The sequence below is a fragment of the Telluria sp. PB2R4 genome (genome assembly GCF_059685695.1).
The window spans coordinates 72,520-88,838 of record NZ_JCASIC010000010.1 but is presented as its reverse complement, the minus strand read 5'-3'; the positions used below and the strand labels follow the sequence as shown (position 1 = coordinate 88,838).

The following is a 16,319-nucleotide window of genomic DNA, read 5'->3' as shown; positions in this document are numbered from 1 at the left end:
ACTTCAGCGCACGCTGCGCCCGCGCATGCCGGGGCGGGGCGAACGTGGCGGCGGCGTGTCCTCGGCAAGGTCGATCTTTTCCAGCGGTTCCGGCGCGGGACCGTGCAGCACATTGCCCTCGATGTCGAAACGCGAAGCGTGGCAGGGACAGTCCCAGGAGCGTTCGGCCGAGTTCCAGTGCACGGCGCAGCCGAGGTGGGTGCACTTGGCCGACACCGCGTGCAGGCCGCCCTGGGCGTCGCGGTAGACCGCGATCTTGCGCAGGCCGTCGCGCACCACCGCACCTTCGCCGGCGGCGATCTCCTGGACCGAATCGACGTCGCCGCCGGTCAGCCATTCGCCGTAGCGCGCCATGGTGTTGGCCTGCTCGTGCGCGAAATCGGCCAGACCGTGGACCGGCTTGCGCGACGGGTCGTACAAGTCTTTCCACGGGTTGTCGCGGCCGCCGATCAGGTCGGTCACCAGCATGGCGCCGATGGTGCAGTGGGTCATGCCGTTGCCGGAGTCGCCGGTGATCAGGTAGACGTTGTCGTCGTCCATCGGGTTGCGGCCCAGGTAGGCCAGGCCGTCGGACGGTTCCATCACTTCGCCCGACCAGCGGTAGGCGACCGCCTGCGCCATCGGGAAATGCGCGCGGGTCCAGCGTTCGATCTCGTCGTATCGGTGCTCGGGGTGGTCGTCCTGGCCGGTCTTGTGGTCGGCGCCGCCGACGACCAGGATGTCGTGGTCGACCGCCACGTCCGGCGCGCTGTTGGACGATTCGAGCCGCACGTAATAATACGGGTCGCCGGTGTCCCACAGCAGGATGCGCGGCAGCGCCCCGCGCGGCACCCGCATGCCGATCACGTAGGTACGGTAGCCGGCCTGCTTGGTGTGCATCACCACGCGGTCGTTGAAGGGCGTATGCGTGGCCAGCACCACGTGGCGGGCGCGAATCTCGCCGCGGTCCGTGAAAACGGTCTGCTGCTGCTCGCCGCCGCGCACGCGGTGCGCATGGGTGCCGCCGTGGATGCGGCCGCCGTGGCGTTCCACCGCTTGGGCCAGCCCGGCCAGGTACTTGAGCGGATGGAACTGGCCCTGGTTCGCGTAGCGCACCGCGGGACCGGTATCGAAAGGCAGGCCGGGCACTCCCGGCAGCAATTCCACCGCCACGCCGGCGCGGCGGGCGCTCTGGTATTCCTTCTCCAGGTCTTTCAAGCCGTTGCCGGGCAGGGCATACAAATAGCCGTCGAGGCGCTCGAATTCGCAGTCGATGTGCTCGTCGGCTGCGATGGATTCGACCAGGTCGATGGCGCGGGCATAGCTGTCGGCCACCAGCTGCGCATTGGCGGCGCCGAACTTGTCTTCGATGAAGGCGTACCACTCGTCCGGCGGAAACAGGTGCGCGGTGGTGCGCCCGGTCTCGCCGGCGCCAATGCCGAGCGCGTCGATCACCGTCACGCTGCGGCCTTCCGTGGCGAGCAGGTAGGCGGTGGTCAGGCCAGCGATCCCGGCGCCGATCACGCAGACCTCGGTATCGAGGTCGCCGGACAGGGGAGGAAAGGTGGGCAGCGCCGCGCTGTCCATCCAGACCGACAACGAAGCGCCATTCGTGGAAGCAGTCATGTCGCATCCTTTCTGTGCAGGGGCGCCGCAGGAAGGAATAGGTCGGCGCGCGTCCATCTGTTCTGGGGACAGTCTACTGTGACGCGCAAAAGGCGGGAGCACGATGGCTCCGGGGGTTTGTGGCAGCCAAGCCGCACCGTCCCGCAAAGCCGTCAGTTTGATCTTGCAAAGCATTCCACGTGGCGTAGAATCAATTCAAATTGCCGATAGGAATTCTTTTCCGTGGACCTCGCCATTCCTCCCGAAGTGCGCGCGCCGAGCGCGATGAAGCTGTCCGAACTCATCGGCTCGCTCAGCTATGCGCTCGACATCACCGAAGGCCAGCCGCCCGGCCATTGCGTGCGCGCCTGCTGGATCGGCATGCACATCGGCCGCGCCGCCGGGCTTCCGGAAGAGCAGTTGTGGGAGCTGTATTACACCCTGCTGCTCAAGGACCTCGGCTGCAGCAGCAACGCCGCGCGCATCTGCGCGCTCTACCTGACCGATGACCTGGATTTCAAGCGCGACTTCAAGCTGGTGGGCGACAGCCTGCCGCAGGTGCTCTCCTTCGTCCTGACCCACACCGGCCTCAAGGCCGGCCTGGCCGAGCGCTTCCGCAGCGTGATGACGATCCTGCGCGACGGTCCCGCCATTGCGCAGGACCTGATCGCGACCCGCTGCCAGCGCGGGGCCGAAATCGCCCGCCTGCTGCGCTTTCCGGTCGGTGTCGCCTGCGGCATCTATTCGCTCGACGAGCATTTCAACGGCAAGGGCAAGCCGGACCGCCTGGCGGGCGAGGCGATTCCGGTGTATGCGCGCATCGCGCTGCTGGCCCAGGTGATCGACGTGTTCCACACCGCGGCGGGAAGCGACAGCGCGCTGCGCGAAGCGCGCGCCCGTGCCGGCAGCTGGTTCGACCCGCGCCTGGTGCGCGCCTTCGAAGAGGTGGCCGCGAATCCCGGGTTCTGGACGGTGCTGGCTTCGCCCGGCGTCGACCGCGCCGTGGCCGCGCTCGAGCCGTCCGGGCGCGAAGTGCAGCTCGACGACGACTACCTGGACGACATCGCCATGGCCTTCGGCCAGGTGGTGGACGCCAAGAGCCCGTACACCAGCGGCCATAGCGCGCGGGTGGCGCTGTACACCGACATGATCGCCGAAGCCCTGGGCCTGGACCCGCAGCGCCGGCGCTGGCTCAAGCGCGGCGCGCTGCTGCACGACGTCGGAAAACTCGGCGTCAGCAACAGCGTGCTGGACAAGGCGGGCGCGCTCGACCGCGACGAGTGGGAGGCGGTGCGCCTGCACGCCGCCTATACCGAGACCATCCTGGGCCGCATCAATGCGTTCTCGGAACTGGCGGCCATCGCCGGTGCCCACCACGAGCGCCTCGACGGCAGCGGCTACCCGCGCGGCTTGCAGGGCGATGCGATCAGTCTCGAAACCCGCATCATCACCACCGCCGACATCTTCGATGCGATCACGGCGGAACGCCCCTACCGCGGCGCAATTCCGCTGGAGCAGGCGCTCGGCATGATGGAAAAGACGGTCGGCAGCGCGCTCGACCCGGCCTGCTTCGCGGCGCTGAAGGCTGCAGTCGCGCGGGTACCTTTCCCGTGATTTCAGCCGTAGATTTCTTTTTGTCATAGCAAGATTTGACAAACATGGCCTGAAAAGTAAAGACACAATGCCTCCCACACAACACCAACAGTTTTGGGAGATGACATGGACGAGCAGACGGCAGGGCAGCAGATCAGGCGCACCGCAATCTCGGCGGGCGTAGCGGTATTCGTGATGGGCCTGGGCGGGCCCGCCTTCGGGCAGACGGCACAAGAGCCGGTGGAAACCCAGACCGTGGTGGTGACCGGCGTGCGCGCCGCCCTCGAACAGTCGCTGCGCCAGAAGCGCAACGCCGACGCGGTGGTCGAGGTGGTGACCGCTGAGGACATCGGCAAGATGCCGGACAAGAACGTGGCCGACGCGATCCAGCGCCTGCCGGGCGTGAACACCCAGTCCTCGGCCGGCGGCGAAGGCGGCTTCGGCGAGAACGACCGCGTCAGCCTGCGCGGCACCAGCCCCAGCCTGCAGCAGACCCTGTTCAACGGCCACGCGATCAGCACCGGCGACTGGTTCCTGCTGAACCAGATCGGCGGCAACGTCGGCCGTTCGAGCAGCTTCTCGCTGCTGCCGTCCGAACTGGTGGGCTCGATCGTGGTGCAGAAAAGCCCGACCGCCGACCTGGTCGAAGGCGGCGTCTCGGGCGCCATCAATGTCATCACCCGCCGCCCGCTCGACTTCACCAAGCAGTTGACGGTGGAAGGCTCGGTCCAGGCCAACTACAACGACTTGTCCGAGAAGACCGAGCCGCACTTGTCCGGCCTGGTGAGCTGGAAGAACCCGGCCAATACCTTCGGCGTACTGGTGCAGGCCTTTTCCGAAAAAGCCACCGTGCGCCGCGACGGCCAGGAGATCCTCGGCTACACCCCGATCAGCCCCACCAGCGCGGCCGCCGTCGCCAATCCGGCGCTGCGCGGCGTGGTGCTGCCGACGTTTATCGGCGCCAGCCTGTTCGAGCAGACCAAAAAGCGCCAGGGCGGCGCCTTCGATATCGAATTCCGCCCGCAGCGTGGCACCAGCATCGACCTGAACGGCTTCTACTCCAGGCTCGAAGCGCCGCACCTGAACACCAACTGGCTGGCCGCGCCGGCCAACTCGATCAACAGCCTGAACCTGATCCCGCAGAACCCGGTCGTCAAGAACGGCACCCTGGTGGGCGCCGCCTTCACCCGCAATGCGGGCGAAGTCGACAACATCTACCGCCCGGACGCCGGCGGCGAATCCTGGTACCTCGACCTGAACGGCAAGACCCGGGTCAACGACCGCCTGACCCTGTCCGGCAAGCTCGGCAAGACCCACGGCGTGGGCTGGGACCGCGACGACGTCTTCTACCAGAACAACGTCGACGGCGGCATGGTCTACGCCCTGAACGGGCTGTCGCCGGCCAGCGTCAGCTACCCGGGCGGGAACACCACGTCGCCGGGCAGCACCGCCTGGGCCGGCGGCGGCGAGGCGCAGTCGGTCGACCAGGAAAAATACGCCCAGGTGGACGGCGAATGGCGCATGCAAGATTCCGGTATCTCCGCCCTGCGTTTCGGCGCGCGCTGGACCGACCACCACCGCACCGCCGAACACCCGCTCGAAACCCGCCCGGGCCCGAACGGCTTCAGCGCGCCGGGACCTGCCTGGAGCGGCCAGATGTACCCGTCCGACTTCGCCAACGGCCTGGGTGGCAACCTGCCCTCGAACTACTTCAAGTACGACGGCGCCGCGCTCGGGGCATGGGGAGCGGCCCCGGGCAACCGCCTGCTCGACTACACCCTGCGCCACAACTGGATGGACGAATTCCAGGTCGGCGAGAAGACTTTCGCCCTGTATGCGATGGCCGACTTCGGCGGCGACAACTGGAGCGGCAACGTGGGCTTGCGCGCCATCGAGACGCGCCAGAACACGGTCGTCAACCTGCCGGGCGGCCCGAACGCCATCACCGGCTCGGCCTTCGGTCCCTACACCCCGACCACCTTCAAGCGCACCTACCGCGATTACCTGCCGAGCGCGAACCTGAAGTACGACGTCTCGCCTTCGCTGGTGCTGCGCACCGCACTGGCCAAGACCATCGCGCGCCCGGATTATTCGGCGCTGGGCGGCTCGGTCTCGCTCAACGACGACGCCCTGAGCGGCAGCGGCGGCAACGTGAACCTGGATCCGGTGCGCGCCACCAACTTCGACGTCGGCGTCGAGTGGTACTACGCACCCAAGGCCTTGCTGTCGGCCGGCTTCTTCTACATGGACTTCCGCTCCATCGTGGCCCAGGGCACCTCGACCGGCACCTATTACAACAACAAGCGCAGCGCCCAGACGGCGTACCAGATCACCTCGCCCTACAACACCACCGGCAGCAACAAGGGGCTGGAGCTGAGCTGGCAGCAGCCAATATGGAACAACTTCGGCACCCTGGTGAACTACACCCATGCCGACGGCGAACTGGATGACGGCGGCGAGCTGCTCAACTCCTCGAAGAACACCTGGAACCTCACCGGCTACTTCGAGAACGAGCGCTTCTCCGCGCGCCTGGCCTACAACTACCGCTCCAGGTACAAGGCCGGGGTGGACCGTGGCGCCAGCCAGCACGTGGACAGCCAGCCCTCGCTGGCGGCCTCGCTCAACGTCAAGCTCAGCGAGCAGCTGACACTGACCTTCGACGCGCTGAACCTCACCAACGAGACGATCAAGATGTACGCCGAAAACGAGGACCGCCCGCGGGCGTTCTACTCGAACGGCCGTACCTTCTATATCGGCCTGCGCGGCAAGCTATAAGCATCAACCCCGGGGGCGGACGGCAGGTTCCGTCCTCCCCCGGCAGCGGAATTCACACATGATCCCCATCACGGACCGGACGCCGGGCGGCCCGGCGATTGCCATCGCCTGGGAATGCCTGAGCAACTTCACGCGCGACGACGCCTTCAGCGCGCGCCTCGAGCTGCGCAACGACCTGCCCGAGCCGATCGCGCCCGGCTGGGCGATCTGCTTCAATACCTGCCGCAAGGTGATCGCCGGCAGCGTCAGTGCCGGCTATGCGATCGAGCACCTCAATGGCGACCTGTTCCGCCTGACGATGCTTGACGCCGGCCCCTGGCTGCCGGGCGTGAGCCTGACGGTGGAATACGAGGCCCTGCACTGGGCCATCAGCATCACCGACGCGCCGCTCGGCTTCTACCTGCTGCCCGCCGGCGGCGGCGCGCCGCTCGACCTGGGCGACCCCGACATCGCGCCCTTTGCGCGTCCCGAGCAGCGCCACCGCATGCGCGGCGACCTGCTGCCGACCGCCGATGCGGCCTGGCGCTTCGAGCAGAACGCGGCGCTGCATTTGCTGCCGGAGCGGGAGGTCGGCCGCATCACGCCGCGTCCGCAATCGGCCCGCTTCAATGACCGCCGCTGCCTGCTGTCGCGCCATGCGCCGCTCAGCTATGACCGGGCGCTGTGGAATGAAGCCTCGCTGCTGGCGTCGATGCTGGCCGGAATGCCGGGCGTGGTGTCCGGCGGCTCGTCCGCCATTGTGCTCGAGCTGGGTGAAGTCGACGGCGCCGCCGGGCCGGAAGCCTATTTGCTCGACATCGAACCCGGCCGTGTGCGCATCCGCGGCGCCAGTGCGCACGGCGTCTTCAACGGCATCCAGAGCCTGGCCCAACTGCTCCCGTCGACCGGCGAGCTGCCTGCGGGGCAGGTCGTGGATGCGCCGCGCTTCGCCTACCGCGGCATGATGCTCGACGTCGCCCGCCATTTCGCCGGCGTCGACACGGTGCTGCGCCTGCTCGACTGCATGGCCAGCTACAAACTGAACCGCTTCCACTTCCACCTGACCGACGACGAAGGCTGGCGCCTGGCCATTGGCGCGCTGCCGGAACTGACGGCGGTCGGCGCGCGGCGCGGCCTGGCCCTGGACGGCAGTGCCAGCCTGCCGCCGTCCTTCGGCTCGGGCGCCGACATCGATGCCTCGGCCGGCAGCGGTTTTTATACCGCCGCGGAGTTCATCGCCATCCTGCGCCATGCGCATGCGCGCCACATCGAGGTCATCCCCGAGTTCAACATGCCGGGCCATGCGCGCGCCGCGGTGGAAGCCATGCGCGAGCGCCACCGGCGTTTTTCGCAGGAAGGCGATCGTGAAAAGGCCGAACAGTACCTGTTGAGCGACCCGGACGACAGCTCTACGTATGAATCCGTGCAGCTGTGGCACGACAACGTGATCTGCATTGCGCTGCCTTCGGTCGACCGCTTCATCGACACCGTGGTGGGCGAGGTCTGCATGCTGTACCGTGAAGCCGGCGTGCCGCTGCGCGTGATCCATACCGGCGGCGACGAAGTACCGCCCGGCGCCTGGCTCGGCTCGCCGCGCTGCCGAACCCTGATGGAAGAGCGGGGGTGGGACAGCGTGCAGCAGCTGCACGACGACTTCCTGGAGCGCTGCCGTACGATCCTGGCGCGTCATGGCGTGGAATTCGCCGGCTGGGACGAGACCGCGCTGATACGCGAGGGCGAACGCCTGCTGCCGAACCCGCGCTTTGCGGGACCGGATTTCCACGCCTACGTCTGGAACAATGCGTGGGGTTCGGGCCAGGAAGATTGCGCCTACCGCCTGGCCAATGCCGGCTACGACGTGGTGCTGTCGAACGCCGCCAACCTGTATTTCGACCTGGCCTATGCCAAGCACCCCCGGGAACCGGGCTACTACTGGGCCGGCTTCGTCGGCACCCGCAATGCCTTCGGTTTCTGTCCACTGGACGTAGCAGCGATGGCAGGCACCGACCCGATGGGACGCATACCCGCAGCCGTCACGCTGCAGCCGTTGGACGGCGCCGGGCGCGGGCGCATCGCAGGGCTGCAGGGGCAATTGTGGGGCGAGAATGCGCGTTCGCGCGCGCGCCTCGAATACCTGGCCTTGCCGCGCCTGATCGGGCTGGCCGAACGTGCCTGGGCGCAGGACCCCGGCTGGCAGGACATCGCCGCACCGGAGGAACGCGCCGCCGCGGCGCTGCGCGACTGGAACGAATTCGCCAACCGCCTCGGCCAGCGCGAGCTGCCGCGCCTCGACCGCGCGCTCCGTCCCTGGGACTACCGCCTGCCGCCGCCGGGCGCCGTCATACGCGAGGGCCGGCTGCATGCGAATGTCGCCCTGCCGGGACTGGCCGTGCATTACACTCTGGACGGTGTCGCTCCCTCGGTGCACAGCCCGCGCTACGACCTTGCAACACAGGCGCCGGTGCCGCTTGGCGGCGCCCGCGAGGTGAAGCTGGCCAGCTTCGATACCCGCGGCCGTGCGAGCCGCATCGTGACCCTGAACCTGGACCAGCCATGACCGCCATGAACGATTTCAGCAAGGCCGCGCCTGGCGCCGCGACCCGCCATCCGCTGGCCTGGGTGCCCACGCTTTACCTGGCGCAAGGCCTGCCGTTCTACGCGGTGGCGCTGGTGGCCGGCCTGATGTACAAGTCGATGGGCGTGCCCAACGAGCAGATCGCACGTTGGACCGGGCTGCTCGGCCTGGCCTGGGTGTTCAAGGCGCTGTGGAGTCCTTTCCTCGAACTGGCGCGCAGCAAGCGCGGCGTGGTGGTGTGCTTCCAGCTGGCCGGCGGCCTGGCAATGGCGGCGATGGCGCTGGCGCTGCAGCTGCCGGGCTGGTTCACGGCATCGCTGGTGCTGTTCGCGGTGGTGGCGCTGGCGTCGAGCACGCACGACATCTGCGCCGATGGCATTTATATTTCCAGCCTGAGCGAGCGCCAGCAGGCCGCCTATGCCGGCTGGCAGGGCGCCTTCTTCAATGCCGCCAAGTTCCTGTCGATGGGCGGCCTGGTGATGCTGGCCGGTTACCTGGAAGACCGCATGGGGCCGGGCCCCGCTTGGGCCACGGTGTTCGGCCTGCTCGGCGCCCTGATGGCGGGCCTCGGCCTGTATCACCTGTGGGCACTGCCCGCGACGCCGGGCACCGCGCGCAGGGAAGACGGCGTACGTGGCGTGGCCGGTACGCTGGCGGACGTGATCCGCGCTTTCTTCGCCAAGCCGGGCATCTGGATGGCGATCCTGTTCATCATCCTGTTCCGCGCCGGGGAAGGGCAGATCCAGACCATCGGGCCGCTGTTCCTGCGCGACGCGCGCGACGTCGGCGGCCTTGGCTTGAGCACGGCGCAGGTGGGCGCCGTGTACGGAACCGCCGGGACCATCGCCTTCCTGGCCGGCAGCATCGCCGGCGGCTACTTCACCGCGGCACTCGGCCTGCGGCGCGCCATGCCGTTCCTGATCGTGGCCATGAACCTGCCGAACGCGGTGTTCTGGTACCTGAGCGTGGCGCAGCCGGCCTCGCTGGGTGTGATCGCGCTGGGGCTCGGTGTCGAAATGTTCGGCTACGGCTTCGGCTTCGTCGGGGTGATCCTGTTCATCATGCAGGTGGTCGCCAGCGGCCCCTACCAGACCGCGCACTACGCGCTCGGCACCGGCTTCATGCAGCTCGGCTTCGTCGTGTTCAAGATGATCAGCGGCGACATCCAGACGGCGCTGGGCTACCGCCATTTCTTCCTGTGGGTGCTGGTGGCGGCGCTGCCGGTGCTGGTGCTGAGCCGTTTCGTATGGCGCGATGTGCACAGCACCCGGGACGCCCCTAGCGCTTCTTGACCGGCAGCGCCAGCAGGCCGCGCCACTTGCCGGCGCAGCCTGGCGCGGTGCGGTCGCGCTCGACCTTCTGGATGTGCGGACGCGTGCTGTCGAAGCGCCAGACCGACTGCTTGTCGAGCCAGTCCTCGTACATCGAGCGGAAGCGCGGCCACTCGTGGCGGAACTCGAGGCAGGCATAGGTGCCGGCCGGGAGCACGCGCATGCCGAGGCTCGCATCCGTCGCGGCGCCGGTATGGCCGAAGTCGTAGCAGTATTCGCTCTCGCCGGTGAAGCCCGGATCTTCGTCGAACACCCCGTACCAGGGCGCGCCGTGGGCGATGCCGTCCAGGCGCTCGCGCTCGCAGATGAAGGTATTGCAGGCGATCGACAGCGCGGCGCCCGACTGGCCGAAGAAGCGCTGATAGCGCAAGCTCACCGCCGGCAGGCTGCGCACGTCGATGCGGGCGGCGATGCTGCCCGGCTCGGGCGGGCAGTAGGGCGCCAGGATCGCGTCCAGGTTGGAGGGTTCGGCCACGAAGAAGCTGACGTCGCTCTCGCGCCCGACCTGCTGGTCCATGTAGGCGCGCCAGCCGCCTTCGCGCCAGGTCTTGGCCGACATCGCGAACTGCTGCTTGAAGGCCTTGGCGAAGGCCGCGTTCGAGGGGAAGCCGCAATCCTGGGCGATGCGCACGATCGGCACGTCGGGTTCGTGGCGCAGCTGGTGGGCGGCGCGGCGCAGGCGCCGCTTGCGCTGGTACTCCACGGCCGAGAAGCCGGTGAGCTCGCGGAAGATGCGGTCGAAGTGGTAGCTGGAATAGCTGGCCGATGCGGCCAGGCCGTCGAGGGCGAGCGGCTCGCCGACCGAGTCGAGCATCAGGTCCATGACCTCGTACAGGCGCGAAACACGCGAAGGCGCCTTGACGGTCATGACAGGGGAAGAGCAAAACGACAGGACATTGCGTGACGAGCTTGCTGTTATTACAGCGATTATGCGGCCAAACCTGATGTCATGGCGAACTATGTGCCGCGCCGGTGCAACACCGGCGCAACAGGTTCATCCATTTATCCGCCGAACGGCTGGTAAGCCACCCCATTGGCAATCAGCTCGGCCACCGCCCAATAGTTCTCGCTGCTCTGGCTGAACATGCCCAGCATCGTGGCCACGTCGATCACCTTGTTGTCGAGGGCCGCCAGCCAGTAGTCGTAGCCGGCCTGCTCCGGCGCGCGGTCCAGGATATTCGTATACATCCGGGTCACGATCTGGGCATTGGTCGGCGCGGCGCCGTACAGGTCGATGAATTCCTGCGAGCGCACGAAGCCGCCGGCGATCTCGGCCAGCGTGCTGCCGCCATCCATCATCGCCATCCAGAAACCCAGGCCGGCTTCGTCGGCGGGACGGTCGAAGGCGGCGCGGTAGATACGGTAGGCCTGGCCGGCCACCCCGTCGAAGCCGGTGTCCAGCGCGAGCGCGGTGTCGGCGAACACCAGGCGCTCGACCTCGATCAGCCTGTCCTTGCCGTCGTGGGCGCCGGCGCGCAGGTCGGCTACCAGCATTTCTGCGGGCGACCAGGATTGCAGGCTGTACTGGCTGCGCGTGCCGCTGAATACCGCGCTGTCGTTGCCGGCGCCGCCCTGCAGCAGGTCGTTGCCGGCGGCGCCCACCAGCACGTCGTTGCCGGCGCCGCCGCGCAGGTCGTCGGCGGCCGCGCCGCCCTGCAGGCGGTCGGTCCCTGCGCCGCCTTCGATCAGCGGCCCGAGCGCCACCGGGGTGCCGTCCGGCGCGTAGCCGTAGCGCATGTTGTCGGCTGTGAGCGTGGCCTTGTCCACATTCTTCAGGGTCACCAGGCCGGTGAACGTGGCGGGACCATTCACGCCGTCGCTGTCGACCAGCACCACGGTATCCGGGCCGCGCTGCTCCAGCCGCATGAAGCCGCTGGCGAAGGGATTCTGGCGCACAAAGCCGAGCGACTCGAAGATGTCGAGCACGTCGCCGCCGCGGCCGGCCTGGAAGTCGGTGATGGTCCAGCTGCCCAGCTGGGGCGGGGCGCTCAGCTCGAAGGTGTCGCTGCCGGCGCCGCCGCGCATGCTGATGTCGGGCGAGGGCTGGAACGGAACCTGGACCCGGATGCGGTCGTTGCCGTCGCCGCCGTCGAGCACCAGCTTGAAGCCGGTCGCCTGGCCTGGCGTGTACCAGCCGCGCGAGCCGACACTCAGCAGGTCGTCGCCCAGGCCGCCCAGCAGCGTGTCGTTGCCCCAGGACGTGCTGAGGGTGTCGTTGCCGGCGCCGCCGTCGAGCACGTCGTCGCCCGGCGGGTCGAGCGGCCATTCGCGGCCGTGGTAAAGCGGGAGCGCAGCGGTCTTGTCGCCGTCGAGCTGGTCGTCGCCGTCGCCGCCTTCCAGGCGGTCGTTGCCCATCGAGCCGGTCAGGATGTCGTTGCCGGCGCCTCCGGTCATGGTGTCGTCGAGCCAGCCGCCATCGAAGCGGTCGGCTGCGGCGCTACCCACGAAGCTCAGCCCCGTCGACGAGCCGTCGGGGTTGAAACCGTAGAGGAAGTTATCCGCAGTCAGCGCGTCCTTGCTGACATTGCGCAGCACCAGCACATCCTGGAACGGGTAGCTGTCGTTGGTGCCGGTGCGTGCCTGCAGCACCGCATCCGGCCCGCGCTGGACCAGCCGCACGCTGCCCGCGGCGAAGGCGCCGTAGGGACCGAAGGGATTGCCGACGGTCGGGAAGGCGACGTTGGCGACATCGATCAGGTCGCCGCCCGGACCAGTGGCGAAATCGGTGACGGTGACGGCGACGGCCGAGCCGGCCGTCGGTACGCTCATCGGCGCGTAGGTGTCGCGGCCGCTGCCGCCACTGAGCGTGGCGGTGAGCTTGCTGCTGGTGGCGACCTGGATGACGAATTTGTCGTTGCCATCCCCGCCGCGGGCCTCGATCGCCTGCGGCTCGTTGTCGTACCAGCTGCCGATCACCAGCCGGTCGTTGCCGGTGCCGCCGTCGAGCAGGGCGGTGCCGCCGCTGTGGGAGAGCTGGTCGTCGCCGGCGTCGCCGTACAGCTGGCTGTTGCCGCTGGACGAACTGGAGATTTCATCGTTGCCGTCGCCGCCGCGCAGGATATTGTTGCCTTGGGTCTCATCGAAACGGTCGTTGCCGGCGCCGCCGAGCAGTTCGTCGTCGCCTTCTCCGCCGTTCAGGTAATCGTTGCCGATACCGCCCTCCAGGCGGTCGTTACCGAGGCCGCCGTTCAGGCTGTCGTTGCCGTCCTCGCCCTGCAGCAGGTCGTTGCCGAGGTTGCCGTACAGGCTGTCGTCGCCGCCATTGCCGCGCAGTGTGTCGTCGAGGCGGCCGCCCTGCAGGGTCTCGGCAGCGGCACTGCCCACGATCGTCAGGCCGCCCGGCTGGCCGTCGGGACGTGCGCCTTCGGTGAAGTTGGCGCCGGTGAAGTCCGCCGCGCGAGCGTTCTCGAACACGATGCGGGTCGTCATGGCCTGCGGGCCGGCGGCGCCGTCGGTGTCGAACTGGAACAGCACCCGGCTTCCGTCCTGCACCAGGCGCGCCTGGCCGGCGGCGCCGAAGGGGTTGCCGCCCCCATGGTTGTTCATGAATGAGAACACGTCGACCACGTCGCCGCCCGCACCGGCCTGGAAATCGGTGATGGTCACCGCCGGCGTCCGGTCGCCGGTGCTGAACGAATAGGTGTCCATCCCGGCGCCGCCGCTGATGCGCACCGCGCGCATGTCGGCGTAGGCATAGCCGATGCTGACGCGGTCGTTGCCGTCGCCCAGGTCGACTTCCATGGTCACCGCATTGGCCGCAGTGGCGCGCGCATCGATCGACACCAGGTCGTTGCCGGCGCCGCCGAGCACGGTCTTGACGGTGTTGCCGGCGTCGATGGTGTCGTCGCCGCTGCCGCCGTCGAGCGTGCTGGCGGCGGGCAGGTCGGCGTAGCCCCATCGGCTGTTCAGGACGTCGTTGCCGGCGCCGCCGCTCAGGTAGTCGCTGCCCTCGCTGTCGGTCAAGGTGTCGCGGCCGTCGCCGCCTTCCAGCCGGTCGTTGCCCCTTCCGCCTTCGAGATGGTCGTCGCCGCTGTCGCCATACAGGAGGTCGTTGCCGTAGCCGCCGTCGAGCCTGTCGCTGCCGGCCCCGCCGCGCAAGGTGTCGTCGCCGCCGCCGCCCAGGATGCGGTCGCCGGCGCCGAGCACGCTTTCGTCACCGCCATTCAGGAGGTCGTCGCCGTCGCCGCCGTCGATCGTGTCCGAGCCATCGCCGCCGTCGATGGTGTCGTTCAGCGATTCGCCGTTGAGCACGTCGGCGCCCGGGGTGCCGGTCAGGTTCAGGCCCTGGCTGGAGCCGGTCGGGTCGAAGCCGCCCGCGAAGGCGGCTGCGGTGAGGCTGCCCAGCTGGGTGTTGTCGAGCGACAGCGCGAGGCGGAAATCGCTGGCGCTCCCCTGGGCGCCGTCGGCGTCGACATAGATGCCTACCGCGCCGCCTTCCTGCACCGCCTTCATGTAGCCGGCGGCGCCGAAGGGATTGCCGCCGATCGGCAGCGGCCCCAGCAGGGGACGCAGGTCGAGCCGGTCGCCCAGGGCAAAATCGGTGATTTGCATGGCGGTGTAGCTGGACACGACCCAGGTGTCGTTGCCGGCTCCGCCGCTGGCGACGATGGTGACCGGGTTCGCCGCGTAGCCGATGCGGAAGGTGTCGGCACCGTCGCCACCCGCCATGCTGACGGCTTGGCCGGTGCCGCTGCCGAAGCCGGAGTAGAAGTTCAGCTCGTCGTCGCCGGCGCCGCCCAGCAGCGTGTCCTTGCCGGCGCCGCCGTACAGGCGGTCATTGCCGCTGCCGCCGTCGAGCAGGTTGGTGCCGGTAGAGGAGGTGGTGAGGTGGTCGTCGCCGTCACCGCCGCGCAGTACGTTGTTGCCGAGCCCCCCGTCCAGCATGTCGTTGCCGGCGCCGCCCTCGAGCGTGTCGTTGCCGCCCCAGCCATACAGCGAATCGGCGCCCTCCAGGCCGAGCAGGGTGTCGTCGAGCAGCATGCCGTTCAGGGTGTCCGCAGTGGCGCCGCCGGTCAGGGTAAGGCCCACGGTGCCGCCGCGCGGGTCGATGCCGCCGCTGAAGTTGGCCGCCACCAGCTGGGACGGCTGCACGCCAAGCAGCGTCACCACGGTGGTGTAGCCGGCGGGAACGGCCGGGTTGCGCATTTGCAGCAGGGTGTCGGCGCCTGAGGCCAGCAGGCGCAGGTGGCCGCTGTCGAAGGGATTCACGCCCTGCTCGAGGCCGGCCATCTGCAGCAGGTCGAGTACGTCGCCCCCGAGGCCCGGGGTGAAGTCGGTGATGCTCAGCGCCACGCCGCCGTCGGGGACGTTGTAGGTCTGCAGCGCGAAGGTATCGGCGCTGGCGCCGCCGGACATGCTGACCGCCGCCTGCGAATACATGGAAAAGTCGACACGAATATGGTCGTTGCCGTCGCCGCCGCGCACCACGGTCGAGCCGGCGTTCTGGCCGAAGATCCGGACCGTGATGTCGTCGTTGCCGATGCCGCCATCGTAGTCGATGGCGCCGGCGTAGCCGGCCAGCCTGTCGTTGCCGGCCCCGCCGTCCAGCCGTCCGCTGCTGCCGCTGTCGGCGCTGAGGGTGTCGTCGCCGTCGCCGCCGAGCAGGGTGTTGTTGCCGGCGCCGCCGGACAGCGCGTCGTTGCCGCTGCCGCCTTCGAGCACGTCGTCGCCGTCCTCGCCCCACAGGGTATCGTCGTCGGCGCCGCCGAGCATGCGGTCGTTGCCGGCGCCGCCCCACAGCATGTCGGTGCCGGCACCGCCGTCGAGCAGGTCGTTGCCGGCGCCGCCGTTGATACGGTCTCCGCTGCGATAGTACTGGCCCACGGTCTCGTCGCCGCCGCGCAGGATGTCGTCGCCGCCGTAGCCATTGAGCTCGTCTTCGCCGCCCAGGCCGTCAAGGGTGTCGGCCAGGTCGCTGCCCTCCAGCGTGTCGGCGCCGCTGGTACCGGTAAGCGTGAGCGCGACCGGGCTGAGTCCGGATAAGAAATGGTGATAGATCATGCTGCCGCCCTGCGCCGCATTGCCGGCCAGGTCGAGCACCGCGCCGGCGCTGATCTCGACCGTGTACCAGGTGGCGTAGGCCAGGCGCTGCGGCGGATCGAAGCTGAGGGTGTTGCCCGACACCGTGACGTAGGGACTGCCGGCCAGGGTCTCGGTGTACGTCGATCCGTTGTTCGTGCGCAGCGTGATGGTGCCGGCGCCCAGTTTGACGGGTTCGCTGAAGACGAAGACCAGCGGCGCATCCGCGCCTTGCCCGTTCTCCGGGAGGGATGTCAATACGGGTGGGGTGCTGTCACCGGTTGCGGCTGACTGGCGCGACTGGTTGCCGGTGTGGATCGGGTCGTTGTGCAGGGGCTGGGACATGGCGGTAAATCATGATCGGTCGTCGGGGCCCCAACTATCACCGACTCATCAGTTCGTGTCCACGGGCGCACGCAATTTCATGCCGTTCAAATAATGGGGTCGACGCGCTGTACGACAAT

The 16,319-nt window shown here is 68.5% G+C and carries 7 protein-coding genes; 4 read left to right on the top strand and 3 right to left on the bottom strand.

The window, feature by feature from the left end; all coding sequences use genetic code 11:
- Positions 1-3: 3 nt before the first annotated feature.
- On the bottom strand, positions 4-1,605 hold the full coding sequence (locus tag AC56LU_RS16870; protein ID WP_497176770.1) for an FAD-dependent oxidoreductase: 1,602 nt from the start codon (positions 1,603-1,605) through the stop codon (positions 4-6).
- A gap of 222 nt (positions 1,606-1,827) precedes the next feature.
- Between AC56LU_RS16870 and AC56LU_RS16865 the strand changes: the two genes are divergently transcribed.
- The 4 genes from AC56LU_RS16865 to AC56LU_RS16850 all read left to right on the top strand — a co-directional run bounded on the left by AC56LU_RS16865 (position 1,828) and on the right by AC56LU_RS16850 (position 9,798).
- Positions 1,828-3,198, top strand: a complete 1,371-nt coding sequence (locus tag AC56LU_RS16865; protein ID WP_497176769.1) for an HD-GYP domain-containing protein — start codon at positions 1,828-1,830, stop codon at positions 3,196-3,198.
- 105 nt (positions 3,199-3,303) lie between these two features.
- Positions 3,304-5,952 (top strand): TonB-dependent receptor, encoded by a 2,649-nt coding sequence (locus AC56LU_RS16860; protein WP_497176768.1) that lies wholly within the window; start codon positions 3,304-3,306, stop codon positions 5,950-5,952.
- Between the two features lie 58 nt (positions 5,953-6,010).
- Positions 6,011-8,488 carry a family 20 glycosylhydrolase gene (locus AC56LU_RS16855; protein WP_497176767.1) on the top strand — a complete coding sequence of 826 codons (2,478 nt, stop codon included), beginning with the start codon at positions 6,011-6,013 and terminating at the stop codon, positions 8,486-8,488.
- Positions 8,485-9,798: an MFS transporter gene (locus tag AC56LU_RS16850; RefSeq protein WP_497176766.1), complete on the top strand. Its 1,314-nt coding sequence runs from the start codon at positions 8,485-8,487 to the stop codon at positions 9,796-9,798. The genes AC56LU_RS16855 and AC56LU_RS16850 overlap by 4 nt, the downstream gene beginning before the upstream one ends.
- Here the strand turns inward: AC56LU_RS16850 and AC56LU_RS16845 are convergent.
- Positions 9,785-10,705 carry a helix-turn-helix domain-containing protein gene (locus AC56LU_RS16845; protein WP_497176765.1) on the bottom strand — a complete coding sequence of 307 codons (921 nt, stop codon included), beginning with the start codon at positions 10,703-10,705 and terminating at the stop codon, positions 9,785-9,787. The genes AC56LU_RS16850 and AC56LU_RS16845 overlap by 14 nt on opposite strands.
- Positions 10,706-10,839: 134 nt before the next feature.
- Positions 10,840-16,200: a DUF4214 domain-containing protein gene (locus AC56LU_RS16840; RefSeq protein ID WP_497176764.1), complete on the bottom strand. Its 5,361-nt coding sequence runs from the start codon at positions 16,198-16,200 to the stop codon at positions 10,840-10,842.
- Between the last annotated feature and the right edge of the window lie 119 nt (positions 16,201-16,319).

Coding starts and splice junctions, on each gene's coding strand:
- AC56LU_RS16870 (WP_497176770.1), bottom strand. CDS start 1,605: ATGACTGCTTCCACGAATGGCGCTTCGTTGTCGGTCTGGATGGACAGC.
- AC56LU_RS16860 (WP_497176768.1), top strand. CDS start 3,304: ATGGACGAGCAGACGGCAGGGCAGCAGATCAGGCGCACCGCAATCTCG.
- AC56LU_RS16855 (WP_497176767.1), top strand. CDS start 6,011: ATGATCCCCATCACGGACCGGACGCCGGGCGGCCCGGCGATTGCCATC.
- AC56LU_RS16850 (WP_497176766.1), top strand. CDS start 8,485: ATGACCGCCATGAACGATTTCAGCAAGGCCGCGCCTGGCGCCGCGACC.
- AC56LU_RS16845 (WP_497176765.1), bottom strand. CDS start 10,705: ATGACCGTCAAGGCGCCTTCGCGTGTTTCGCGCCTGTACGAGGTCATG.
- AC56LU_RS16840 (WP_497176764.1), bottom strand. CDS start 16,200: ATGTCCCAGCCCCTGCACAACGACCCGATCCACACCGGCAACCAGTCG.